Source organism: Hungatella effluvii (assembly GCF_003201875.1).
Classification (GTDB): domain Bacteria; phylum Bacillota; class Clostridia; order Lachnospirales; family Lachnospiraceae; genus Hungatella; species Hungatella effluvii.
This window is the reverse complement of sequence record NZ_QJKD01000005.1, coordinates 21751-45850: the sequence shown is the minus strand read 5'-3', so window position 1 is coordinate 45850 and position 24100 is coordinate 21751. Positions and strand designations below refer to the sequence as shown.

Annotated in this window: 25 protein-coding genes and 1 other annotated feature; of the genes, 24 read left to right on the top strand and 1 reads right to left on the bottom strand. The window is 40.9% G+C overall.

The window, feature by feature from the left end; all coding sequences use genetic code 11:
* Positions 1 to 35: 35 nt before the first annotated feature.
* The 12 genes from DFR60_RS10725 to DFR60_RS10670 all read left to right on the top strand — a co-directional run bounded on the left by DFR60_RS10725 (position 36) and on the right by DFR60_RS10670 (position 13764).
* A complete protein-coding gene (locus DFR60_RS10725) occupies positions 36 to 1163 on the top strand; it encodes an EpsG family protein (protein WP_167437575.1) in 1128 nt (375 codons plus the stop codon).
* Between the two features lie 16 nt (positions 1164 to 1179).
* On the top strand, positions 1180 to 2073 hold the full coding sequence (locus tag DFR60_RS10720) for an ATP-grasp fold amidoligase family protein (protein ID WP_110322900.1): 894 nt from the start codon (positions 1180 to 1182) through the stop codon (positions 2071 to 2073).
* Positions 2074 to 2082: 9 nt separating this feature from the next.
* Positions 2083 to 3606, top strand: coding sequence for a lipopolysaccharide biosynthesis protein (locus DFR60_RS10715; protein ID WP_110322899.1), 1524 nt, complete (start codon positions 2083 to 2085; stop codon positions 3604 to 3606).
* A 1-nt stretch (position 3607) separates the two neighbouring features.
* A complete protein-coding gene (locus tag DFR60_RS10710; RefSeq protein WP_110322898.1) occupies positions 3608 to 4576 on the top strand; it encodes a WaaS/CpsH family glycosyltransferase in 969 nt (322 codons plus the stop codon).
* 8 nt (positions 4577 to 4584) lie between these two features.
* The gene (locus tag DFR60_RS10705; RefSeq protein WP_167437574.1) at positions 4585 to 5622 is read left to right on the top strand and encodes an acyltransferase family protein; all 1038 of its coding nucleotides are present in this window, start codon (positions 4585 to 4587) and stop codon (positions 5620 to 5622) included.
* A 7-nt stretch (positions 5623 to 5629) separates the two neighbouring features.
* Complete coding sequence (locus tag DFR60_RS10700; protein WP_002601741.1) at positions 5630 to 6169, top strand: serine O-acetyltransferase; 540 nt, start codon at positions 5630 to 5632, stop codon at positions 6167 to 6169.
* A gap of 16 nt (positions 6170 to 6185) precedes the next feature.
* Positions 6186 to 7229 (top strand): glycosyltransferase family 2 protein, encoded by a 1044-nt coding sequence (locus tag DFR60_RS10695; protein WP_110322896.1) that lies wholly within the window; start codon positions 6186 to 6188, stop codon positions 7227 to 7229.
* Between the two features lie 14 nt (positions 7230 to 7243).
* On the top strand, positions 7244 to 8329 hold the full coding sequence (locus DFR60_RS10690; protein WP_110322895.1) for an NAD-dependent epimerase/dehydratase family protein: 1086 nt from the start codon (positions 7244 to 7246) through the stop codon (positions 8327 to 8329).
* Between the two features lie 46 nt (positions 8330 to 8375).
* Complete coding sequence (locus DFR60_RS10685; RefSeq protein ID WP_432764109.1) at positions 8376 to 9617, top strand: nucleotide sugar dehydrogenase; 1242 nt, start codon at positions 8376 to 8378, stop codon at positions 9615 to 9617.
* 27 nt (positions 9618 to 9644) lie between these two features.
* Positions 9645 to 11900 (top strand): N-acetylmuramoyl-L-alanine amidase family protein, encoded by a 2256-nt coding sequence (locus DFR60_RS10680; RefSeq protein WP_110322894.1) that lies wholly within the window; start codon positions 9645 to 9647, stop codon positions 11898 to 11900.
* 46 nt (positions 11901 to 11946) lie between these two features.
* Entirely contained in the window at positions 11947 to 13302 is a 1356-nt protein-coding gene (gene glmM / locus DFR60_RS10675; RefSeq protein WP_110322893.1) for a phosphoglucosamine mutase, read from the top strand.
* A 120-nt stretch (positions 13303 to 13422) separates the two neighbouring features.
* The gene (locus DFR60_RS10670; RefSeq protein ID WP_110322892.1) at positions 13423 to 13764 is read left to right on the top strand and encodes a helix-turn-helix domain-containing protein; all 342 of its coding nucleotides are present in this window, start codon (positions 13423 to 13425) and stop codon (positions 13762 to 13764) included.
* Between the two features lie 15 nt (positions 13765 to 13779).
* Here DFR60_RS10670 and DFR60_RS30370 read toward each other — a convergent pair whose 3' ends face one another.
* On the bottom strand, positions 13780 to 13950 hold the full coding sequence (locus tag DFR60_RS30370; protein WP_167437573.1) for a hypothetical protein: 171 nt from the start codon (positions 13948 to 13950) through the stop codon (positions 13780 to 13782).
* A gap of 272 nt (positions 13951 to 14222) precedes the next feature.
* Between DFR60_RS30370 and DFR60_RS10665 the strand changes: the two genes are divergently transcribed.
* The 12 genes from DFR60_RS10665 to DFR60_RS10610 all read left to right on the top strand — a co-directional run bounded on the left by DFR60_RS10665 (position 14223) and on the right by DFR60_RS10610 (position 23875).
* Positions 14223 to 15566 (top strand): ABC transporter substrate-binding protein, encoded by a 1344-nt coding sequence (locus DFR60_RS10665; protein WP_110322891.1) that lies wholly within the window; start codon positions 14223 to 14225, stop codon positions 15564 to 15566.
* 108 nt (positions 15567 to 15674) lie between these two features.
* A complete protein-coding gene (locus DFR60_RS10660) occupies positions 15675 to 16619 on the top strand; it encodes a carbohydrate ABC transporter permease (RefSeq protein WP_207659521.1) in 945 nt (314 codons plus the stop codon).
* 13 nt (positions 16620 to 16632) lie between these two features.
* Entirely contained in the window at positions 16633 to 17502 is an 870-nt protein-coding gene (locus tag DFR60_RS10655) for a carbohydrate ABC transporter permease (protein WP_002601731.1), read from the top strand.
* Between the two features lie 69 nt (positions 17503 to 17571).
* Positions 17572 to 19470 (top strand): DUF5107 domain-containing protein, encoded by a 1899-nt coding sequence (locus DFR60_RS10650; RefSeq protein ID WP_243005040.1) that lies wholly within the window; start codon positions 17572 to 17574, stop codon positions 19468 to 19470.
* A gap of 345 nt (positions 19471 to 19815) precedes the next feature.
* Complete coding sequence (rpmG, locus tag DFR60_RS10645; RefSeq protein ID WP_080552267.1) at positions 19816 to 19965, top strand: 50S ribosomal protein L33; 150 nt, start codon at positions 19816 to 19818, stop codon at positions 19963 to 19965.
* Between the two features lie 27 nt (positions 19966 to 19992).
* Positions 19993 to 20196: a preprotein translocase subunit SecE gene (gene secE, locus DFR60_RS10640; RefSeq protein ID WP_002601729.1), complete on the top strand. Its 204-nt coding sequence runs from the start codon at positions 19993 to 19995 to the stop codon at positions 20194 to 20196.
* 23 nt (positions 20197 to 20219) lie between these two features.
* Positions 20220 to 20735, top strand: coding sequence for a transcription termination/antitermination protein NusG (nusG, locus tag DFR60_RS10635; RefSeq protein ID WP_110322889.1), 516 nt, complete (start codon positions 20220 to 20222; stop codon positions 20733 to 20735).
* Between the two features lie 84 nt (positions 20736 to 20819).
* Positions 20820 to 21245, top strand: coding sequence for a 50S ribosomal protein L11 (gene rplK / locus DFR60_RS10630; RefSeq protein ID WP_002601727.1), 426 nt, complete (start codon positions 20820 to 20822; stop codon positions 21243 to 21245).
* Positions 21246 to 21431: 186 nt separating this feature from the next.
* Complete coding sequence (gene rplA / locus DFR60_RS10625; RefSeq protein WP_002601726.1) at positions 21432 to 22127, top strand: 50S ribosomal protein L1; 696 nt, start codon at positions 21432 to 21434, stop codon at positions 22125 to 22127.
* 41 nt (positions 22128 to 22168) lie between these two features.
* Positions 22169 to 22311: a sequence feature (ribosomal protein L10 leader region), on the top strand.
* A gap of 119 nt (positions 22312 to 22430) precedes the next feature.
* Positions 22431 to 22934 (top strand): 50S ribosomal protein L10, encoded by a 504-nt coding sequence (gene rplJ, locus DFR60_RS10620; RefSeq protein ID WP_006773123.1) that lies wholly within the window; start codon positions 22431 to 22433, stop codon positions 22932 to 22934.
* A gap of 120 nt (positions 22935 to 23054) precedes the next feature.
* Positions 23055 to 23429 (top strand): 50S ribosomal protein L7/L12, encoded by a 375-nt coding sequence (rplL, locus tag DFR60_RS10615; protein ID WP_002601724.1) that lies wholly within the window; start codon positions 23055 to 23057, stop codon positions 23427 to 23429.
* Between the two features lie 242 nt (positions 23430 to 23671).
* Positions 23672 to 23875, top strand: coding sequence for a cold-shock protein (locus tag DFR60_RS10610; protein ID WP_002601723.1), 204 nt, complete (start codon positions 23672 to 23674; stop codon positions 23873 to 23875).
* The last annotated feature ends 225 nt before the right edge of the window (positions 23876 to 24100 follow it).

Here is a 24100-nt window from a genome sequence, read left to right as displayed (position 1 = left end):
ATTAAGTTTCATGATTATATATGGGAGGTAGGTGGATGGGATATATCCTTATAGGAATCTATGTATTATTAGTATTATATCATCTTGTAAAGGATATTAACGGAGAAGTAAAATGGGCAATGGTATATATAACATTTGGCTTTCTGTTTTATTTATGCAGCCATTGTGAATATTTAAATACATATGATTTATCAAATTATAATGCTCAATACGCTTATTATAATCCTATGTGGGATAAATCTTTTACTCTCTATTATTTATTTTTAACTATGATGCGATTAGGTCAGATTGCGGAAATTAGTTTTGTTAACTGGTGGTGGATTACCTTAGCGGGAGCATTTTTAATAATAATAATTGCTATAAAAATTCATCAATTTAATCCTCATCATTTTCTTGTTTTTTTTATGATGTATTATATTGTAAATTTGTATACTGGTTTAAAGTTTTTTTACGGATTTTGCATCTACTTATTAGCGTCAGGTTTTTTATTGCGCGGAGGAAGAAAGAATAAACTATTATATATATTTTTAACGGCTATTGCAGGGGGAATGCATGTTATGTATTATGCATTTATTTTATTTGCACTTATTAATACAGATGTGCCTGCTTCTATGGAAGAATGCAGCTTAAATATATATTCACATATACGACGTCATAGAATAATTCCAGTTCTGGTAATTGCTTCCCTGATATTAAGTTTTGTTTTGAGACTTAGTGGAAGTGCTAATGAATTTTTAAGCAGAATATTTTCTTTTATAGATTCTGATAAAATGGATGACTATTTGTCATTAAGCACGAAGGGAGGATTTTATATTCCGGTAATTATGCAGTTACTATCGTTATATCTAGCTTTTATAATAAAAAAACAGTCTAAAAAAACAAGTTTATTAAATCAACAATATACAGATGTTCTGTATTATTTTAATCTTCTGCAGGTGATATTTTACCCGCTATTTATGATATCTACAACATTCATGAGATTAATTACAGCCACATCGATGGTAACAATTGCTGCGGGCGGATATAATAAATTTGAATTGAAGCAGCGGAAGCGATTCAAAATAACTGGAGCTTCAGTTCTTATTGTTGCAGCCTCCCTGTTTAGACAATTAGTATTAGGGCATTGGTGGGAAACAGCAGTAGTTCCACTTTTCCACCTATAAATTAGGAAGGAAAAAAATGATAAAAACAAGATTAAAGCATTACTTAGCCTGGTTTCTGAATAAACCTGTTATACGTAGCATTACTCCGGCTAGTTGGTATTTATCTATTCGATATTATGAACATTTAGAAAAAAAATTAAATTTAAAAAATCCGGTTACATTTAATGAGAAGCTGCAATGGTTAAAAATTTATAATCATAAACCAGAGTATACAATAATGGTAGATAAATATGCGGTTCGGCAGTATATCTCTAAAACAATAGGTAAAGAGTATTTAATTCCTTTGGCAGGAGGCCCTTGGGACAAATTTGATGATATTGAATTTGAGCAGCTACCGGATCAGTTTGTACTGAAATGTACACATGATAGTGCAAGTGTTGTGATTTGTAAAGATAAATATAATTTTGATAAGGAAAAGGCCAGGCAGAAAATTAACGCAGCATTAAAGTATAATTTCTATTGGTATGGAAGAGAATGGCCATATAAAAATGTTAAACCTAAAATTATAGCAGAAAAATTTATGGTTGATGACTGTGGAGATTCCGACTTAAAAGACTACAAATTTATGTGCTTTAACGGAGTTGTAAAATGTAGTTTTGTATGTACAGAAAGATTTTCTGGTAATTTGCGTGTTACATTTTTTGATAGAGATTGGAATGTTATGCCATTCTCACGAACCTATCAAGTCAGCGAAAAAGAGATACCTAAACCGGCCAATTATAATCAGATGTTAGAATTGGCAGAACAATTATCCCGGAATATACCATTTATCAGAGTTGATTTTTATGAGATTAATGGGAGAATATATTTTGGTGAGTTGACGTTTTTTCCGGGGTGTGGATTTGAGGCATTTCATCCAGAATCATGGGATAAAAAACTTGGTGATTGGATAATTTTAAAGAAGCAATAGAGGAATATTATGAACGAAATGAGAAAAATATACCTTAGACGAAATACATTAATGTCTATAGTATTTGAGATATTAACTATAATATGTGGTTTTATCTTACCGCGATACATATTACTATATTTTGGATCTGATACAAATGGGCTGGTATCTTCCATTTCACAATTTTTAGGGTTTATTTCTTTATGTGAATTAGGAATGGGAGCTGTTGTTCCAGCAAGTTTATATAAACCCCTGGCCGAAAATAATCAAAACAAAATTAGCAGTATTGTAGTATCTGCGCAAAGATTTTATAGATTTATTGGAATTCTAATGCTGATTTACATAGCAGCATTAATTGCTTTTTATCCCAACTTAGTCAAGGATTCTTTTAACTTTACATTTACTGCATCATTAATAGGCATTGTATCTATTAGTATATTTGCCCAATACTTTTTTGGAATTACATATTCGCTTTTACTAAAAGCAGATCAAAAGCAATACATATCATTTATTGTTAATAGTGTAACACTAGTTTTGAATACGTTAATTTCGGTGGCTCTTATCAAGTGGGGATATAGTATTCATACCGTAAAATTAGTTTCTGCAATTATATTTGTTGCAAGACCGTTCTTTTTGACGATTTATGTGAAAAAGCATTATGCTCTTAATTTAGAAATTAAATATAAGGATGAGCCTATTAAACAAAAGTGGAATGGAATTGCTCAGCATCTGGCTAGTACAGTGCAGGAAAAAACAGATACTATAATTTTGACGTTATTCTCTACACTATTAAATGTTAGTGTGTATGGTGTTTATTTTATGGTGATAAACGGGATGAGGGGCCTCGTATATTCTCTGACTGCCGGTATGTCCGCGTTGATTGGCAATATGTTGGCTAGAAATGAAAAAAAAGAGTTAGTGGCTGTTTTTGAAAAGTTTGAGTGGGTAATGCATACGTTAACAACGTTGATCTTTACGATTACTGGTTTGCTCGTTGTACCATTTATTCAAGTGTATACAAATGGGATCTCAGATGCTAATGATTATATAGTTCCTGGTTTTGCTCTCATCATGTCTATTGCTATTGCAGCGCGATGCATCCAGATGCCATATAATGTTGTTGTTCAGGCAGCGGGGCATTTTAAAGAGACTCAAGCAAGCGCTATCATTGAGCCGGTTGTTAATATCATGATTTCTGTGATTATGGTGTTCAAATTTGGCTTGGTAGGAGTAGCAATTGGTACACTGGTTTCAATGATTTATCGTGTCTTATACCTGGCATTTTATTTAATGAAAAATATTATATATATTAAAGCAGGCAGCTTTTTTAAACAATTATTAGCAGACAGTATGTCTGCTTTTATTATGGTCTTTTCAGTTTCTTTCATTAATATTAATGTTGACAGTTATATTAAGTGGATAGGCGTGGCAATTGTGATCACTTTTATATGTGGCATTGAATGCATTGGAATTAATATAATATTCTATAAAAAATATGCCATTAGTAGTATTAATTTATTTATCAATAAATTGATCAGGACAGGTGGAAGATAAAATGATTAATGGAGAAACAACTTACATATATCTTCTTAGCGATCCAATGTCGCAGTTTACAATGCTGGATCTTCAAATGCTGAATAATGTGAAGTTAGTGAATAAACATAAGCTTTTTAAAAACAAAGTGTTAAATATTCTTTCCAAAGGCCATTTATCTTTAAAAGCAAACAAATTTATAAGTTTGCCCTTAAAAAATATTTGGTATAAAAAATTATTGCGATATAAAAGTGATAAAAAAGTTGTTGTGATTATGTCACCTCCATGGTCTGACAGGCAGCTTATAAAATTTCTTAGAAAAAATTATTTTAATTGTAAATTGATTCTGCACTTCCATGATATTGTGGCAAAAGACCTAAAATACAATAAACAATTAAAGATAGAACGAATAAAAAAAGATTTTGATCAAATCATTGTTTATAACCAGGCAGATGCTGAGACGTATGGATTTGTTTATCACCCGGTCGGATATGCGCCCCCGTCTAAAGAAGAACTAAAAAAATACCCTTACAGTGATTTAGTGTTTATTGGAGCGGCTAAAGACAGATTGGATGATATAAGGAACATATATAAAAGAATGACTGCAGCAGGGCTTATTTGTGATTTTTATGTAACAGAGGTACCTAATGATCAAAGAAGGGCTGATGGTATTATTTATGGCGATAAGTTTCTTCCTTATTCGGAGTGTTTAGCACGTGAGGCGGCTTCAAATTGTCTGCTTGAAATACTCCAGGGAGGATCGAAAGGAAGGACCTATCGAATGATGGATGCAATTATTTATAATAAAAAACTAATTACTAATTGTGAAGAGATAGTGAGGCTTCCTTATTACAATGAAAATAGGATCCATTTTTTTAATAATATAAATCAAATTAGTATAGATTTTGTGCGAAATCATAAAGAAATAGATTACGGATATAAAAATGATTTCTCTAATATAACATTTTTGAACTTTATAGATTCATTATGAGGAAATGTATGGATAGAAATAGAACAATCGATGTTGCAAAAGGCATTGCTATATTAATGATTATAGATGTGCATCTTCAAAGCGGGGCTGTCTTTTTGGTCGGAGAAACTTTTCATGTTGTAACGTTCTTTGTGATATCTGGAATTATTATTGGGAGTGATAAGAAAAAATATGAAAAAGAAACTATTTATAGTTTTGCTGTTAAAAAAATTAAAAGTCTTATCTATCCATATGGCACTATGAGTATTTTATTTATTCTTTTTATGGTATTTATTTCACTTTTGAAAGATAATTCACTATTTTCGGACAGGGTTTCTAGTGCGGTAATAGAAGCAGTTACTTTTCAAGGGGTAGGTACTCTTTGGTTTCTGCCAGTATTGTTTTTTGCTGAATTGATTGCTTTTGCTTATTCAAAAATTTTTAGGCGTTTTGGAGGCATTCAGTGGGCAATTTGTATGGGGGTTATTGCTGTATATATTAGCTGGCTTTTTGAAAAATGTGAATTACCTGAAGGGATAATGCTCATGTTGTCTTCTTCTATCGCAGCAGGGTTTATAGCAATTGGATATGATATTTCACCGTTCTTTTATAAGCTGTCGGTTAAGAGTAGAAAACATTTGTTTACTGTGATAGTTGGTTCTTTATCTATGTTTTTTATAAATAAATATTTTGTCCGTTTTTATGAAGCAGATATTCACATACTGAAAATAGGGGATCCGGCAATATATTTTGTGTGTTCCATGTCGGGTGTAGTATTTGCCTTAGCCTTATCCTGCATTTTTAGTTACGTTAAATGGTTGGATTCTCTTTTCTCATTTTTGGGAAAGAATTCGTTAATAATTATGACAACTCATAAGGAATATTATATTACTTATGCAGTCTATCTGTTTTTATTAAAAACATTTGGCGGTTCATGCGGCCAGTTGCTATTTGGACTTCTGTCATTAGTTTTAATCGTGACGATTGAGCTTATTTTAATCTTGATCATTACAAAAACACCTCTGAAGTATCTGTATAAGTTACCTGAAATAAATATAAAAAGATAGGAGATATATGATTTCAAGCAAACAAGATTATAAAAATTATATATTAGCCGATAAAAAGGCCAATCATATAAATGACTTTTATCATAATAGATTGATGATCACATGGAAATATTTAAAATGTATGAGAAGACTGGAATATGTGGTTAATTGTAAACATGGATTTTTAGCAAAGATCTTGAAAACCTGGTTAAAATTTAGATTGTATAAGCTTAGTGTAAAATCTGGTTTAACGATCCCAGTCAATACTTTTGGCAAAGGTTTATATATTGCCCATCATGGGGCAGTAATTGTTAATCCGACTGCTCGTTTCGGAGATAATTGTGTGATTCAGAATGGTGTTAATATTTCAGAAAAAGTTAATGGGGGAAATCATATATATCTTGGAACAGGTGCGAAAATTTTAATCGGTGTATGTCTCGCGGATGACGTGATTGTAGGTGCTAACGCTGTTGTAACAAAAAGCGTAGAAACACCAAATATTGTAGTGGCAGGGATACCTGCAAAAAAAATTTCTGATAACGGATATAGAAATAGGCTTAGTGTGTAATTGCCTGGAGGATATAATGAAATTTTCATGTGTTTTACCTGTATACAATACTGAAAAAGAGGCTTTGCACCAATGTATAAGTTCTGTGCTCAATCAGACTTTTAAGGATTATGAAATTATTCTGGTGGATGATGGATCAAATCGGAAAACGGCATTTATTTGTGATTGTTATGCAGATCAATACTTAAATATCAAAGTAATTCATCAAGATAATATGGGATTAGCAGGAGCTCGTAATACAGGCATTGATCACGTATCAGGAGATTGGATTGTACATATTGATGCTGATGATTGGATTGATGCTGATTTACTTCAAAAATTATCGTGTGCAATAGAAAATAACATTTGTGATATTGTTTTTTGGGGCTATCGTGCATGTATCGGAAATAAGAAAGTAGAGTATTTGTTGAAAAATGAATCTATTATGGAAGATATATATGAGATTCGCAAGCATGAAATGATTAAAGCCATTATGTTTGCAAGTAAGAAATTTAATGATGTTGCATTGAATACTACTTGGGGAAAAGCATTTAGAACGAAATACGTTAAACAGAATAACTTAAAATTTAATCCAGATTTAAAACGTTCTCAGGATGTTATTTATAATCTTTATGCGTTTGACTGTGCAGAAGAGGTTTTATACCTGCCGACAGCCTCATATAATTATCGGCTTGATAATGATTCACTTTCAAGAGGGTATAATATTAAAACATTTGAACGAATGACTAAGACTGCAAATGCATGTCTGGAATTTGCAGAAAAACATTCAGATACACCAGAATATAAAATAGCCGCTTTCGTATTTTGTAGAAGGTGTTTCAGAAATATTATACTGCAGGATTATATGGATAAATCAAATCCACAGAAGCGAGGAATTAAAAAAAGGAGATTTAAAGAAGGATTAATTCAAGAACCATATAAAACCGCTTTTTCAATGGTAAATATAAGAGATAATGAAGAACGGGATCACATAGAATCACATATGATTGCAAAGGGACAATATGACATATTGTCCCTTTATTGGACTGTAAGAAAAATTGCCAGAATGATTAGAAGATAGGAGAGAGTAATTAAATGCAAACAATATGTTTAAATTCAAAAACGATTTTGGTAACAGGGGCTGCCGGTTTTATTGGATCTAATCAGATCTTGCAACTTTTTCGCTGTGCTATTCCAATAAACATCATTGGAATAGATAATCTGAATGAATATTATGATGTATCTCTAAAAGAATATCGATTAAAACAAATAGAGGAAGCAATAAAGATTTATCCGGAATCAAACTGGACATTTATAAGAGGAAATATTGCTGATCGAAGTATTATTGATTTTGTTTTTAAAAACTACAAACCAGATCTTGTGATCAATTTTGCTGCCCAAGCAGGTGTACGCTATTCAATTACCAACCCGGATGCATACATTGAGTCTAACCTGATAGGTTTTTATAACCTTCTGGAAGCTTGCCGCCATTCCTATGATAATGGTGAAAAAGGAGTTGAACATTTTGTGTATGCGTCTTCAAGTTCTGTTTATGGTGCAAATAAAAAGGTGCCGTATTCTATTGAGGATAAGGTAGATAATCCGGTATCACTTTACGCAGCCACAAAGAAGTCAAATGAATTAATGGCTCATGCATATAGTAAGCTTTATAATATTCCGTCCACCGGTTTGCGTTTTTTTACAGTTTATGGTCCGGCTGGACGACCGGATATGGCATATTTCGGTTTTACAAATAAACTTCTGAGCGGTGATACGATTCAAATATTTAACTATGGTAATTGTGAGAGAGATTTTACATATATTGATGATATTGTTGAGGGCGTAAAGTTAGTAATGCAGGCACCCCCAGAGAGGGTGATTGGCGAGGATGGCCTTCCTGTGCCTCCGTATGCTGTTTATAACATAGGTAATAATAAGCCTGAGAATTTATTGGATTTTGTGGATATTCTGCAACAAGAATTAATCAGAGCAAAAGTAATTCCGCAAGACTATGATTTTGATGGACATAAAAAATTAGTTGCCATGCAGCCTGGTGATGTTCCTATTACTTATGCAGATATAAGTCCATTGATGCAAGAATTTAACTTTAAACCGAGAACTGGCTTAAGAGAGGGACTTCGGAAGTTTGCACAGTGGTATAAGGAATTTTACAAAATATAGTATAAAGATCTGCTTTGGCATAAGCAGTAGAAGGAGACAGAAGAAAATGAGTGGTTTGAAAATTGCAGTGGCGGGGACGGGATATGTAGGGCTTTCAATTGCTACATTATTGGCACAGCATAATCAGGTGACAGCTGTGGATATTGTAGCCGAAAAGGTGGAACTAATTAATAAGAAAAGGTCACCAATTCAAGATGAATACATTGAGAAATATTTATCAGATAAAGAACTTAATCTAACGGCAACATTGGATGCGGAATCAGCTTATAGCGATGCTGATTTTGTAGTCATTGCGGCACCAACAAATTACGATAGTAAGAAAAATTATTTTGATACTTCAGCGGTAGAGGCAGTAATTGATTTAGTCATGAAATATAATCCGAGTGCAGTAATGATAATAAAATCAACAGTACCAGTTGGTTATACTGCGGCGATAAGAGAAAAAATGGGCAGCAAAAATATTCTTTTTAGTCCGGAATTTCTAAGAGAATCAAAAGCTCTTTATGATAATTTGTATCCCTCCCGCATTATTGTGGGAACTTGTATGAAAGATGAAAGACTTATACAGGCTGCTCAAATATTTTCTGAGCTTCTTAAGGAAGGTGCGATTAAATCAGATATTGAAACTCTTTTTATGGGCTTTACAGAGGCGGAAGCAGTGAAGTTATTTGCAAATACATATTTAGCATTAAGAGTTTCTTATTTTAATGAACTGGATACTTATGCTGAGCTAAAAGGATTAGATACACGACAGATTATTAACGGTGTATGTCTTGATCCGCGAATAGGAACTCACTACAATAACCCATCTTTTGGCTACGGTGGCTATTGCTTACCAAAGGATACGAAACAACTGCTTGCCAACTATGATGATGTACCAGAAAACTTGATTGAAGCAATTGTAGAAAGTAATAGGACCAGAAAAGACTTTATTGCTGACCGTGTCTTAGAAAAGGCTGGCTATTATACAGCAAATAGTAACTGGAGTGAAGCAGAGGAACATCTAGTGGTAGTGGGCGTGTATCGACTGACAATGAAGAGTAATTCAGATAATTTTCGTCAGAGCAGTATTCAGGGGGTTATGAAGCGAATCAAGGCAAAGGGGGCATCTGTAATTATTTATGAACCATCTTTGAAAGATGGTGATACATTCTTTGGAAGTATAATTGTGAATAATTTAGATGAATTTAAAAGGAAGTCAAATGCTATTATTGCAAATCGTTATGATAGATGTCTGGAGGACGTGAAAGAGAAGGTTTATACGAGAGATATCTTCTACCGTGACTAGATGAGGTTATTGGAAGAAAGGCACTTAATGAAGAAACTAAAATATTTAGGTCTGGTAATGTTGGTATTGTTCCTGCTAGCTGTCTCACCGTTTTCTGCCTTTGCAGCAGAGGGATGGCAGCAGAATGAGGAAGGGCATTGGACGTATATTGAGAATAATGAAAAGGTGACTGGTCAATGGGTGAAGTGGTCAGATAACTCCTTACGTTTTGTGGACAAGGAGGGAATCATGGTCACTTCTAACTGGATTAATTACCAGAGTAACCGGTATTACGTAAATAACGAAGGAAAGCGTTATGAAGATTCATGGTTCAGTATTACAACTAATCCTTCCCAGCCTGGCAGAAAGCAGACCATCACCTGGTATTACGCCGGTTCAGATGGAATAATACTGAAAAATGGCTGGTATTTGCTTGATAAAAGCTGGTATTATTTTTATCCGGGAGGAAATTCTCCGAGGAATGTATTTTTTAACATTGGGGACAAGCGTTATTACGTGGATGAAAATGGAGCCAGAAGACAGGACTGTTGGTTTTCTGTCACTTCAGTAAATTCAGCGGGCATATCCTACACAAATTGGTACTATGCTGATTCAGATGGAGTGCTGCTTCGAAATGGCTGGCACGAATTGCAAGGAAAGTCTTACTATTTTGATATAAATGGAAACTCTCCACGGAATAATTGGGTAAATATAGATTTAAACCGATATTACGTGGACGCAGATGGTGTGCGTATGCAGAATGGCTGGTTTAGCATTGAATGTGTAAATGGATATGGTCAAAAGTTTGAAAACTGGTATTATGCAGATTCTGATGGCCTCATAAAACGATGGGGCTGGAATCAAATTGGAGAAAACTGGTATTATTTTGATAATAATGGTATATCTTATCGCAGCCGATGGTATGTAGATGCCAAAAAGAAACGATATTATTTAGATGTAGATGGAATGCTTAAAGCAAATGGGTGGTTTTCCGTAACAACCGGAAATGCTGCAACCAATAATTTGAAAACAACATGGTACTATGCAGATGAAAATGGCGCGATATGCCAGGATGGATTTTATGAGATCGCCGGAAAAATGTATTATTTTGATGTCAATGGAAATATGATGCGGAACTGGTGGAGAAATAGGCCAAGCGGCGAAAAAAGATACGTTGGTGATAATGGCGCGTTATATGAAAATGAGTGGTTTAGTATAAGTGGAGTAGATGGCAACGGTGCTTCATATACACGATGGTACTACTCAGGTCATGACGGAAAAATTTATCAGGATGGTTGGTATACTATAAACGAAAAAAAATACAGATTTAAGAGCGGCGGCGAGTTAGTGACCGGTTGGAATGGCAACGATGATGAAAGTAATCTTTATTACTGCGGAGAAGATGGGGCCAGAGTTTATGGCTGGCAATGGCTGAAAATTCCGGATGACTGGTCAGATGATAACGAGGCAGTATCCGAGTATATCAGTAATTATGGGGAATATGCATATTTTTATTTCGATCCGCAAAGTGGCAAGAAGAAGTATAGCACCTCAGGAACATATCGGGAGCTTAAGGTCGATGATAAAGTGTACTGTTTTGATTCTAAGGGGATCATGCAGATGGGCTGGGTACTGGTAAAAACTGCAAGTCCTGCGATAAAGGGATACCGATATTATGTTTCTAGTGCAGAACCTGTTTCTTTAGAGAAAGCGGGCGAGAGGTTAGAAAATACTTGGATGATGTTGGAGAGCCCTGAGAATATTGATGGTGGCTCTGACAAGGGAAAATATTATTTTGCGTCAGGCGGAGAACCAGTTTGTGGAGTCTCAGGAAAATATAAAATTAAAAAGATTAACGGCATGCAGTACGCATTTGATGTTTATGGAAATGCAGCCTGGGGACTTCTGGAGATAGATAATGCGTTTTATTATTTTGGAGATTCTGACAAAAACTGTGCAGGTGTAACCGGTAGATATTCATTAGCAGATGGTACAGACAACAGAAAATCTAATTACCGTTTTGATAGTTCGGGGAAAGGGTTTACTGGAATTAAAGACGGGTATTTCTATTATAACGGGAAACTCCAGAAGGCAGATCCGGCTGCCAGATATGAAGTATTTGACGTTCCGGAAACGGGACTGCGTTTAATTAATTCGTCAGGTAAAGTAATGAAGCAGGCAAAGGTGAAAGACGGAGATGGAGGGGAATGGAAGACAAATACTTCTGGTATAATCACACAGTTTGGATCTGACTGTGTTACACAAGTTGTGGAACCAGAGGCAACAGCAATTGCTCCGGATTAAGCAGCAGCAAATATATATGAAATTTAGAATTAAAGGAGAACAACTCATGTCAAAATACTTCGGCACCGACGGCTTCCGCGGCGAAGCCAACGAAACTCTGACCGCAGAACACGCATACAAAACAGGTCGTTTTATCGGCTGGTACTATGGATTAAAACGCGCGGACGGACGCGCAAAGGTTGTAATAGGCAAGGATACGAGGCGTTCCTCCTATATGTTTGAGTACGCCCTGGCTGCGGGGCTTACGGCCTCGGGGGCGGACGCCTGTCTTCTTCATGTCACGACAACACCCAGCGTATCGTACGTAGTGAGAACGGAGGACTTCGACTGCGGCATCATGATTTCAGCAAGCCACAACCCGTATTATGATAATGGTATCAAATTGATCAATTACTACGGCGAAAAGATGGAGGAAGATACAATTCTGAAGGTAGAAGCGTATCTGGATGGCATTACTGGAGAGATCCAGTTTGCAAAAGGAGAGAAGATCGGCAGAACTGTCGATTACGCCATCGGGCGGAACCGCTATATCGGCTATCTGATATCGCTGGCCACCCGCTCTTATGAGGGATTAAAGGTCGGACTGGACTGCGCCAACGGCAGCGCATGGATGATTGCCAAGAATGTCTTTGACACATTGGGGGCCCGGACATATGTAATACATAACAATCCCGATGGCATTAATATCAATCAGGACTGCGGTTCCACCCATATTGAGGCCCTGCAAAAGCATGTCATGGAAAACGGACTGGATGTGGGATTTGCCTTTGATGGGGACGCCGACCGCTGCCTCTGTGTCGATGAACATGGAAATGTTGTAGATGGAGACGCAATATTATACATCTATGGCTGCTACATGAAGGAGCGGGGCAAGCTGGCGGGAAACAAGGTGGTCACCACCATTATGTCCAACTTCGGCCTCTACAAGGCGTTTGACGCAGCTGGAATCGAATATGAAAAGACCGCGGTCGGAGACAAGTACGTATATGAAAATATGGAAGCGAACGGATACCGGCTCGGCGGGGAACAGTCCGGTCACATTATTTTCCGGAAATATGCCGCCACAGGAGACGGAATCCTGACCGCCATAAAGATGATGGAAGTGATGCTGGAGAAGAAAATGACGCTCAGCAAACTGGCCGAACCGTTTACGATTTATCCCCAGGTATTGAAAAATATCCGTGTCAGGGACAAGGCTGCCGCCAGAAATGACGAGGCAGTTAAAAACGCGATTGCCATAGTGGAAGAGAAACTGGGCGCGGAAGGACGCATTCTGGTACGCGAAAGCGGAACAGAGCCAGTACTCCGGATCATGGTTGAGGCGGATCAGAAAGAGACGTGTGAAGCTTATGTGGATACCATACTGCAGACCATTATTGACAGAGGGTATCAGGCTGAATAACAAAAGTACAAATTTATATCAAGCATATAATCAAAAACATAATCAAAAACATAATCAAAAACACCGGCGGTTTCTACCGCCGGATCATTTTTTATTGGGGGAAACAAAGGAGGAGTTGAAATGGTATACGACCGCGCCGGAGTTGCAAAAAGAATCAGACAAAGGCGGAAGGAACTGGGGATGTCGAGTGCAGAGGTGGCCGGAAAAATAGGCAGGGCCGTTCACTATTACGGCGATATTGAACGGGGAACCTGCGGCATGTCCATAGAGACACTTTTGGATTTATCACATTATCTCGACCTCTCGGTTGATTATATTTTATTCGGTCAGGCGGGAGAAGAGCGGATAGATAATCCGGATTTGGCCTACCGAATTCTGAAAAAATACGATGAAAAGACGCAGAAGGAGGCTATTGAAATGATGAAATTTTACCTTTGCCTCAGGGAGTCGGGGAAAAAATAAAATCGTATCCTATCGCTAATGGCCGGGAGCTTCCTGCTTCTTCATATTTTGCGCCCGGGAAATGGAGTGATCCGGACATGACGCAGTCTGTCCATTCTCAGAATCCAAATATTGGTGACGGCAGTTGATACAGACCTCCGTACCTTCGGGAACGATTGCGCCGCAGCATACACAACGGTCTACCATGTTTTTTTCCTCCTTTTATTCTTTCCATTCCATATCTAATACCAGTGTACTCCAGCCCTACCTTATTTATGCATAAAAGGCCGGAACATTCATATATAGGAAAAAAGGCGGTAATAAGGAGTAATAAAACACTATGGTAAAGCTGCATAAAATAGAATATGTAAAAATGAAATCCGTTGTGGAATATTTGTGGAAAAAATTTCTTTTTTCGTTGAAATATACAAAAAAATGGTGTATACTATAAACATATTTGAAAAAGGAGGGTTTTTTACATGAAAAAAATACTGAGTTTAGTTCTGGCGTCTGCGATGGTTGCATCTACTCTTGCAGGCTGTGGAAGCACCAAGACGGCAGAGACACAGGCACCCACCACACAGGCTCCGGCAGAGACCAAAGCTCCGGAAGGATCAGAGGCTGCTCCGGCGGAGACAGCAGCTGCAGCAGGTACAATTGAGGATGGCGCCAAACTGGTTTACTGGCCGATGTGGGCAGAGACTGAGCCGCAGGGCCAGGCTATTTCCGAGGCTATTGAGGCATTTACCGATTCTACTGGTGTAGAAGTAGAGGTTAACTGGGCAGGCTCCCGTGACACACGTAAGACTCTGGAGCCGGCACTGTCCGCAGGAGAGACCGTTGATGTCTTTGACGAAGATATCGAACGTGTAAACGGCACCTGGGGAAAATATCTTCTGGATATTCAGAGTATGTATGATGCTTCTCCGTTAAACGGCGCACAGAATGCCACCCTGATCGAATTAGCCAAGCAGCAGGGCGGCGGCACCTTAAAGAGTGTTCCTTATCAGCCATCCACATTTATTATGTTCTATAATAAGGATGCCTTTACAAAAGCCGGTATCACCGCGGTTCCGACTACCTGGGATGAATTCCTTGCCGACTGTGAAGCGCTTAAAGGTGCAGGGGTGATTCCGATGACTGTTGACGACGCTTATATGGCATGCCTGTTCGGTTTCCTTATGGACCGTGTCGCCGGTTCTGATACAACCGAGGCAGTTGCCGCAGGCGACTTCGGTAACGAAGCAGTGTTAAAGACAGCACAGGTTCTGGAAGAACTGACAACAAAGGGCTACATAGATCCACGTGCAGCAGGCAACGTATATCCGCAGGGCCAGAGCAATATCGCTGACGGCAGTGTTGCCATGTACTTAAACGGAAGCTGGCTTCCAAATGAAGTAAAGAACCAGACACCGGAAGACTTCAAGTGGGGCGCATTCTCACTTCCGCAGATCGCTGAAGGCGGTGACGGAGCAGAATCCAACCAGTACGGTGCACAGTGTTTCGCAATCAACAAAGATACGAAGTATCCGAACGCTGCATTTGCCCTGATTCAGTGGCTGACAAGCGGCGAATGGGATCAGAAGCTTGCTGATGCCAGTATGGGTGTTCCGATGGACAACGACGCTACATGGCCGGCAGCACTTGCAGATGCCAAGGCAGTTCTGGATTCTACAACACACAGGCTGAACTGGGCGGTAGGAATGGAAAATGATACCAATGTCAACGCGGCTATTAAGACTAACATGGCTATGATGATCAGCGGCAGTGTTAACGCACAACAGTTTGCGGATGCATTTGCTAAGATTCAGAAGGGTTCATGATCGCTTTAACAGACTGATGATAGACAAAGGGGCGGTGGCGCCACTGCCGCCGCCCCCTTTTTATTTCAATTGAAAAATGTGTTCTATGGAAAATGGAGGGCGACTCTTATGGCAAAGCAAAAAACGGCAACAAAAGGCGGCAGCCCGTTGCGCCGGAACACCACTCCCATGCTGGTAATGTTCCTGACACCTGCTGTGCTGCTGTACTTAATTGTATTTCTGTATCCGACGGTCCGAACCTTTATCATGAGCTTCTGCAAGGTAGAAGGTGTGACAGATCCGGTTTCCACATGGCAGTTCAGCGGTTTTACCAACTATGTGAAATCTTTTAACAATAATATGTTCCAGACGGCTATGGCGAACCTGGGGAGGCTGTGGCTGGTCGGCGGTATCGCCGTTATGGCTCTGGCGCTGGTGTTTGCGGTAGCCCTCACAAACGGTATGAAAGGTAAAAAGTTTTTCCGAAGCGTGATTTATCTGCCAAACCTGGTTTCCGCGGTTGCTATGGGTACCATGTGGCTGTATTATGCGCTCAGTAAGGAGAGCTACGGCCTGCTCAACACCATCATCGGATGGTTTGGCGGCAGCAATGTCATGTGGACGGATCCACATCACAAATTCTGGAGCATGCTGATTGCTTACTGCTTCGGTATGGTAGGATACCATATGCTGATTTTTATGAGCGGCATCGAGCGGATCAGCGCCGATTATTATGAGGCCGCTTCCATAGAGGGTGCCAACGTATTTAAAAAATTCTGGTATATTACGCTTCCTCTGCTCCGCGGTTCCATTCGAACCAATCTCGTTATGTGGACAGTATCGAGTGTAGGCTTCTTTATCTGGGGCCAGGTATTCGATCCGGTAAACCTATCCGAGCAGACGGTTATGCCGCTGAACTATATGTATGAGCTTGTTTTTGGCGCATCCAATGCGGTCCAGGCAGCACGTGATTCCGGCGTGGGCGCCGCAATCGGTGTTATGATGGCGGTCATTGTAGTTGCGGTATTCAGCTTGACCACACTCATCATTAAAAATGATGACGCGGATCTGTAGGGAGGTAGATAGCATGGCAAAACAAAAAGAAATAAAGCCGAGAGTGAGTATTAAGAGAGAAGTTCCCAAACTGCCCGGATATATCATGTGCGTGGTCTGGCTTATATTTACGATCCTGTTAATAGGCTGGGTTATTCTTGCTTCCTTTTCCACCAGCCGTGAGATTTTAAGCGGAGAATTATTTAAATTCGCCAGCGGATTTCATTTTGAAAACTATACCAATGCATGGAAATCACAGAAGATAAGCGTGTTCTTCGTAAACTCCCTGATCTATACGGCGATTTCCTGTACCATGATTATCCTGGTAGCGGCGCCCGCCGCGTACGCTCTGTCGCGTTTTAAATTCAGAGGCAACATGATTCTGCAGAATCTTTTTGCGACAGCGTTAGGCATTCCGGTTATCATGATTGTAATGCCTCTGTTTTCCATTATTACATCATTAAAGCTTACGAACACACGGGGACTCATTATGTTCCTCTATATCGCCATGAATGTGCCATTCAGCATTTTCTTCCTGCTGGCGTTTTTCTCAAATCTGTCCTACACCTTTGAGGAAGCCGCGGCCATCGACGGCTGTTCCCCCATCCAGACTTTCTGGAAGATCATGTTTCCGCTGGCGCAGCCCGGTATTATTACTGTGACGATTTTCAATTTTATCGCCATCTGGAATGAATTTTTCATGTCCATGCTGTTTGCAAGCAAGCAGAACGTACGCCCGATTGCCGTAGGTCTTTATAATATGGTAAAAGGTATGCAGTATACAAATGATTACGGCGGAATGTTTGCGGCCGTTGTCATCGTATTTGCGCCGACCTTCCTGCTCTACTTGTTCCTGTCAGACAAGATCATCGCAGGCGTAACCGGCGGAGCGATTAAGGGGTAGCCTATGCATCCGACATTGACATTTGAAACTGCATATATGAAAACTGCGCCCAAAGGGCCGGAGGCCTCGGTGCCCAACTTGACAGGCATGGAAAATATGCAGAACAAGACAGCGTTTTACTTAGATGAGGACGATGAGATATACGAAGCCTACGGGAAGCTTACGAACAGTTATCCGTACCGGGATTATACCTGCTATACGCGGGAATGCGGCATTCATCCGGTGAAGACCGCGGTCCTTGAGAATGAATTTTTAAGGGCCGTGTTTCTGCCTGAATTCGGCGGACGCCTGTGGCGGCTTACCGATTTAAAGGCGGGGCGTGAGCTGCTTTATACCAATGATGTGATACGCCCCAGCAATCTGGCGCTGCGTGACGCCTGGTTCTCGGGCGGCGTGGAATGGAACATTGGTCTCATCGGCCACACGCCTCTGACCATGGAACCGCTCTTTACCGCGAGGCTGGAGAATGACAGCGGTATGCCGGTACTGCGTATGTATGAATACGAGCGGGTGTGCAGAATGGTCTATCAGATGGATTTCTGGCTGGATGAGGGCGGCGCCTTCCTAAACTGCCGTATGCGTGTGGTGAATCATAATCCGGAAGTGACGCCCATGTATTGGTGGAGCAACATGGCGGTTCCGGAATACGAAGGCGGCCGTGTGATTGTGCCGGCGGAGAGCGCCTACAGCAGCGGTGGGGGAAGCGTCTATAAAGTGCCGGTTCCAGTGGTAGACGGCATCGATATCTCCTGTTACCGGAATATTCCCGGACAGGTGGATTATTTCTTTAATATCCCGGAGGACGCACCGCGCTATATTGCAAATGTGGCTCCAGACGGCTATGGGCTTCTTCAGTACTCCACCCGCCGCCTGCGTGGGCGTAAGCTGTTTACCTGGGGCAATAACAGCGCTTCCGCGCGCTGGCAGGAATATCTCACGGAGGAAGCCGGCCGTTATGTGGAGATTCAGGCCGGACTTGGAAAGACACAGTACGGCTGTATTCCAATGGCGCCCCACACCGCGTGGGAGTGGCTGGAACGATATGGCGCCGTGACCTTAAGCGGACGCAGTGACTCTTTTGAAGAAGAACGGGAACGCCTGACGGCTATGGTGCGTGACGAAGCAGGGGAGACTCTGGAAAAAACGCTGAAGGACAGCCATGGATGGGCTACGAAGCCAGGTGAGGTGATTTACCGCGGCAGCGGTTACGCAGACTTGGAAAATGCCTGCCGCGTACGCAGAGGGGAAGAACCGCTTTCTCCTCATCTGGATTTTTCCAGTGAGGACGAGCGTCAGACTCCATGGAGGATTTTTCTGGAAACCGGTCATTTCCCGTCAGCGGATCCGGCTGACATGCCTGCCGACTGCATGGCGGATGACTTCTGGTACGAGATGCTGAAAGAGCAGGCAGATCAAACCCAAAGTACAGTTTCGCCGGATTGGCACCTGCTGTACCACCTTGCATTAAATCACATGGCCCGTGGGAAAAGCAGGGAGGCGGAATCGTGTTTTTGTGAAAGCATCCGACAGAAGGAAAATGCCTGGAGCCGTTACGGTCTGGCCTCGCTGCTCTGTCTGGAAGGCCGGGAGTACGAAAGAGCCGTGTCCGGGATGGAAATGGGACTGACGGAGCGGGCGGGAGACCTTTCCTATGTTAAGGAAGGTTTCCGGGTTCTGGCCAGATGCGGCGGGTATGATGCGCTAATCCGGGTCTATGAACAGCTTCCGAAGAACGTGGCAGCCGAGTCCCGTGTCGTGCTGGAATATATTACGGCGCTCTATCAGACGGGCAGATATAAAGAGGCGTATGAGCTCCTGACAGCGGATGGCGGCCTGGTGGTGGCCGACTTGCGTGAAGGCGAGAACTCTATCGTATGCCTGTGGCGGGATCTGCGAAGGGCTTTACATATGCCGGAGGAAGAAGTGCCTCACGTATTTGATTTTAACGCTGAAGGCCGGCACAGCTGAGCAGTGATTTGCAGGAAAGAGAGCGCAAACAGTTACAGTCTGGTGGAAAGTGCGGAAGGAGTCGAAATCAGCGGCTCCTTTTGTCGTTTCCCGGCAAAGCTGTTTTTCCTGCTTGCAATTTTTTTCTCTTCGTGGTATACTTAAAAAACTTTATAAATCAATAGTTTTTCGCAAAAAAAGATTGACGAATCCTGACCCATATGATATAGTAATTGGGCGAATGGAAGAGCTTAGGTCTTTTTTTTATGCTCAAAATTACGTTTTGCGGCAGCGCAGGGCGTGAGAACCTGATAATAGAAGAATGGCCGAATAAAAACAACGAAAATTTAAGTGGAGGTGGAAGTCGTGCGCACAAAGATCACACTGGCATGTACAGAATGCAAGCAGCGTAACTATAACATGACCAAGGATAAGAAGACTCATCCTGACAGAATGGAAACCAAAAAGTATTGTAGATTCTGTAAGACACATACTTTGCACAAGGAAACTAAGTAATCGGTTTGACGTAAAGGACGTGAAATTATGGGAGATACAGTGAACAACGAGGGAGCTCAGAAGAAGAATTTCTTCCAGGGTTTGAAGACTGAGTTCAAGAAAATCGTCTGGCCTGACCAAGAAACCGTAACGAAGCAGACAATTGCAGTACTGGCTGTATCGATTGCTTTAGGACTGATTATTGCCATTCTTGATTTAATCATCAAGTTCGGTCTCAGTTTTATCTTATAATGATTAAGGGTTAAGGTGAGTGTATGTCAGAAGCACATTGGTATGTAGTCCATACCTACTCAGGCTATGAGAACAAAGTAAAAGTCGACATTGAGAAAACCATTGAAAACAGAAACTTACAGGATCAGATCCTGGAAGTCTCGGTTCCGCTGGAATCCGTTATCGAACTGAAGAATGGTGTGGAGAAAAAGGCCGATAAGAAGATGTTCCCCGGCTACGTACTGATCCATATGATCATGAATGATGATACATGGTATGTGGTGCGTAATACCCGCGGTGTGACAGGCTTTGTTGGTCCTGGATCGAAACCGGTTCCTCTGACAGAAGATGAGATGGCGAACTTAGGATTCAGAAATGAGGAAGTCATTGTTGATTTTGAGGTTGGAGATACCGTTGTGGTAATTTCCGGTGCATGGAAGGATACTGTTGGTGCTATCAAGTCCATCAACGAAGGTAAGAAATCCATCACGATCAATGTTGAGATGTTTGGCCGAGAGACCCCGGTTGAACTGAATTTCAACGAAATTAAAAAGATGTAACAAGTAAAAGCGGCCTTTTGGTTTTTAAGGGCTCGTGGGAGGGAAATCCCCGACAATACCACATTTATTAGGAGGTGCCTAATTATGGCAAAGAAAGTAACAGGATATATCAAACTGCAGATTCCAGCGGGAAAGGCTACACCAGCTCCTCCTGTCGGACCGGCACTCGGACAGCATGGTGTTAACATTGTACAGTTTACAAAGGAGTTCAACGCAAGAACAGCTGACCAGGGCGACTTAATCATCCCGGTTGTTATCACTGTTTATGCTGACAGAAGCTTCAGCTTCATCACAAAGACTCCGCCTGCAGCTGTATTATTAAAGAAAGCATGCAAGCTTAAATCCGGATCTGCAGCTCCGAACAAGACAAAAGTAGCAACTATCTCCAAAGAAGATTTACAGAAGATTGCCGAGACAAAGATGCCTGACTTAAACGCAGCATCTCTGGAAGCAGCCATGAGCATGATTGCTGGTACGGCAAGAAGCATGGGAATTCAGGTAGCTGAATAGGCCGGAAGCACTTAACGAGGTCTTTTCGAGTTTAGTGCGAGGCCGTTCACGAAGCACAGCGTGCCCCGCTTTATCGGGCATAGCCAGGTTCTTTCGCGCTTAGCCCAGTGAACATACCCGTGAATCAGCAGGAATTAAAAACGTGGGAGGGACATCCCCGACAATACCACTAGGAGGTTATTTATAATGAAAAGAGGAAAAAGATACGCAGAGGCAGCGAAGACGATCGATCGTTCTGTTCTCTACGATGCACCGGAAGCAATCTCATTAGTTAAGAAAGCTGCAAGTGCTAAATTTGATGAAACAATTGAAGCTCATATCAGAACCGGTTGTGACGGACGTCACGCAGATCAGCAGATCCGTGGTGCAGTTGTACTGCCTCATGGTACAGGTAAGACTGTAAGAATCTTAGTATTCGCTAAGGGACCTAAGGCTGACGAGGCTTTAGCTGCAGGCGCTGATTTCGTTGGAGCAGAGGAATTAATTCCGAAGATCCAGAACGAAGGCTGGTTAGACTTTGATGTAGTTGTTGCTACACCAGATATGATGGGTGTTGTTGGACGTCTGGGACGTGTACTCGGACCGAAGGGCTTAATGCCAAACCCAAAAGCTGGTACAGTTACCATGGACGTAACGAAGGCTATCAACGATATCAAAGCCGGTAAAGTTGAGTATAGACTTGATAAAACAAACATTATCCACGTGCCAGTTGGAAAAGCTTCTTTCGAAGAAGATAAATTAGCGGACAACTTCCAGACGCTTATCGATGCAATCATGAAAGCAAAACCAAGTGCTGTTAAGGGTGCTTACTTAAAGAGCGTTACTCTGACTTCTACCATGGGGCCTGGCGTAAAGCTGAACGTAGCAAAATTAATGAACTAATTTTGTTTTGTGGTTGACATTAATCATAAATCATGTTACAATACGCAAAGTATTGACTGCCGAAGACAGCAGGTGCCGCAAGGCATAAGGTGTAAACGCCTGCCGAGGAACGTACAAGTATCGTTTTAACGAATGATCTGTAGACCTCTCTGTCCTTATGGCAGAGAGGTTTTTGTTTTCCGGGGACGAAAGTCCGGTGAGATAAAAGCGCTCCGTCAGGACAGAGATATTCTTTTTGCGGTTTATACGGGCGGACCGGCCGGATAATCGGCCAGGTTTAGACTAAACAGGAGGTAAACCATAATGGCAAAAGTTGAATTAAAACAGCCAGTTGTAGACGAGATCAAGGAATTATTTGACGGCGCCGAGACTGCAGTAGTCGTTGACTACCGTGGCTTAACTGTAGCTCAGGATACTGAACTGCGTAAGAAGTTAAGAGAAGCAGGCGTTGTATACAAAGTATACAAGAATACCATGATCCGTTTTGCAGGAAAAGGCACAGCATTCGAGGCTCTGGAGCCGAATCTGGAAGGACCTACAGCATTAGCTGTATCCAAGACAGACGCGACAGCTCCGGCAAGAATCCTTGCTGAGTTTGCCAAGACAGCTCCGGCATTAGAGATTAAGGGCGGCGTTGTTGAAGGCGTATATTACGATGAAAAGGGCATGGCTCAGATTTCCAGCATTCCTTCCAGAGAAGTTCTTCTTGGAAAGTTACTTGGAAGCATCCAGTCTCCGATCACCAACTTTGCTCGCGTGCTCAAGCAGATCGCAGAAGCACAGGGCGGCGAAAGCGCAGAGGCATAATTTTCTTAACGAAGACAAGCGACGCGCAGGCTGAATTTAGAAAATCAGCCGTTCAGCGACTACAGGAAGCTGAACTTCCTTACAAAAAATCAAACATATATTAAATGGAGGTATATTATCATGGCAAAGTTAACAACAGCTGAGTTTATTGAAGCTATCAAAGAATTATCCGTATTAGAATTAAATGATTTAGTAAAAGCTTGTGAAGAAGAATTCGGTGTATCCGCAGCAGCAGGTGTTGTTGTAGCAGCAGCAGGTGCTGGCGCAGCAGCTGAAGAAGAGAAGACAGAGTTCGACGTTGAATTAACTGAAGTTGGTCCTAACAAGGTTAAAGTTATCAAGGTTGTTCGTGAAGCTACAGGCTTAGGCTTAAAAGAAGCTAAAGACGTAGTTGACAGCGCTCCGAAGGTAGTTAAGGCTGGCGCTTCCAAGGAAGAAGCTGAGCAGATCAAGGCTTCCTTAGAGGCTGAGGGTGCAAAAGTTACATTAAAGTAATTTAGACTCTTCTTTCCCCCGAATCTGTTTTGCAGACTCGGGGGTTTTTTTAGGAAAAATGCTGTAATAGTCTTGACAATTTATGAAAAAAGGTGTAAACTACACCCGTATTATCGAATGAGGTTATGATTTCACATATTTTTGTAAGTCATTATTTTCGGATGATGCTTTACAAAAATATGTGATTTTTGTTTCATGAGATAAATCAAATAATTTTTTTATTTTTATAGGAGGTACGCGTTATGAACAACGGTACAGTAAAATGGTTTAATGGAGCAAAGGGTTATGGTTTTATCACAAACGACGAGACTGGCGAAGAAGTATTCGTACACTTTTCCGGAATCATGGCTGATGGCTACAAGACTCTTGAAGAGGGCCAGAAGGTAACTTATGATACAACCGAAGGAAACCGTGGTCTGCAGGCAGTTAACGTTTGCTTAGCATAATCACTGTTTTTGCTGAATAAAACCAGAATGAAAAGGCTGCTGTCCCTTGCGGGACAGTGGTCTTTTTTTGACTCTTTATTCCCGGATCCCATCTTTATAGAATCTTTATATGCCTGCATTGATTCCCACTATCATTTTTATGATTCCTTCCGCTACAATAAAACTGTAAGAATACGCTGTTTTATGTTTTAGATGAGCACTCTCGGAAACTCCTTTGCACTCATC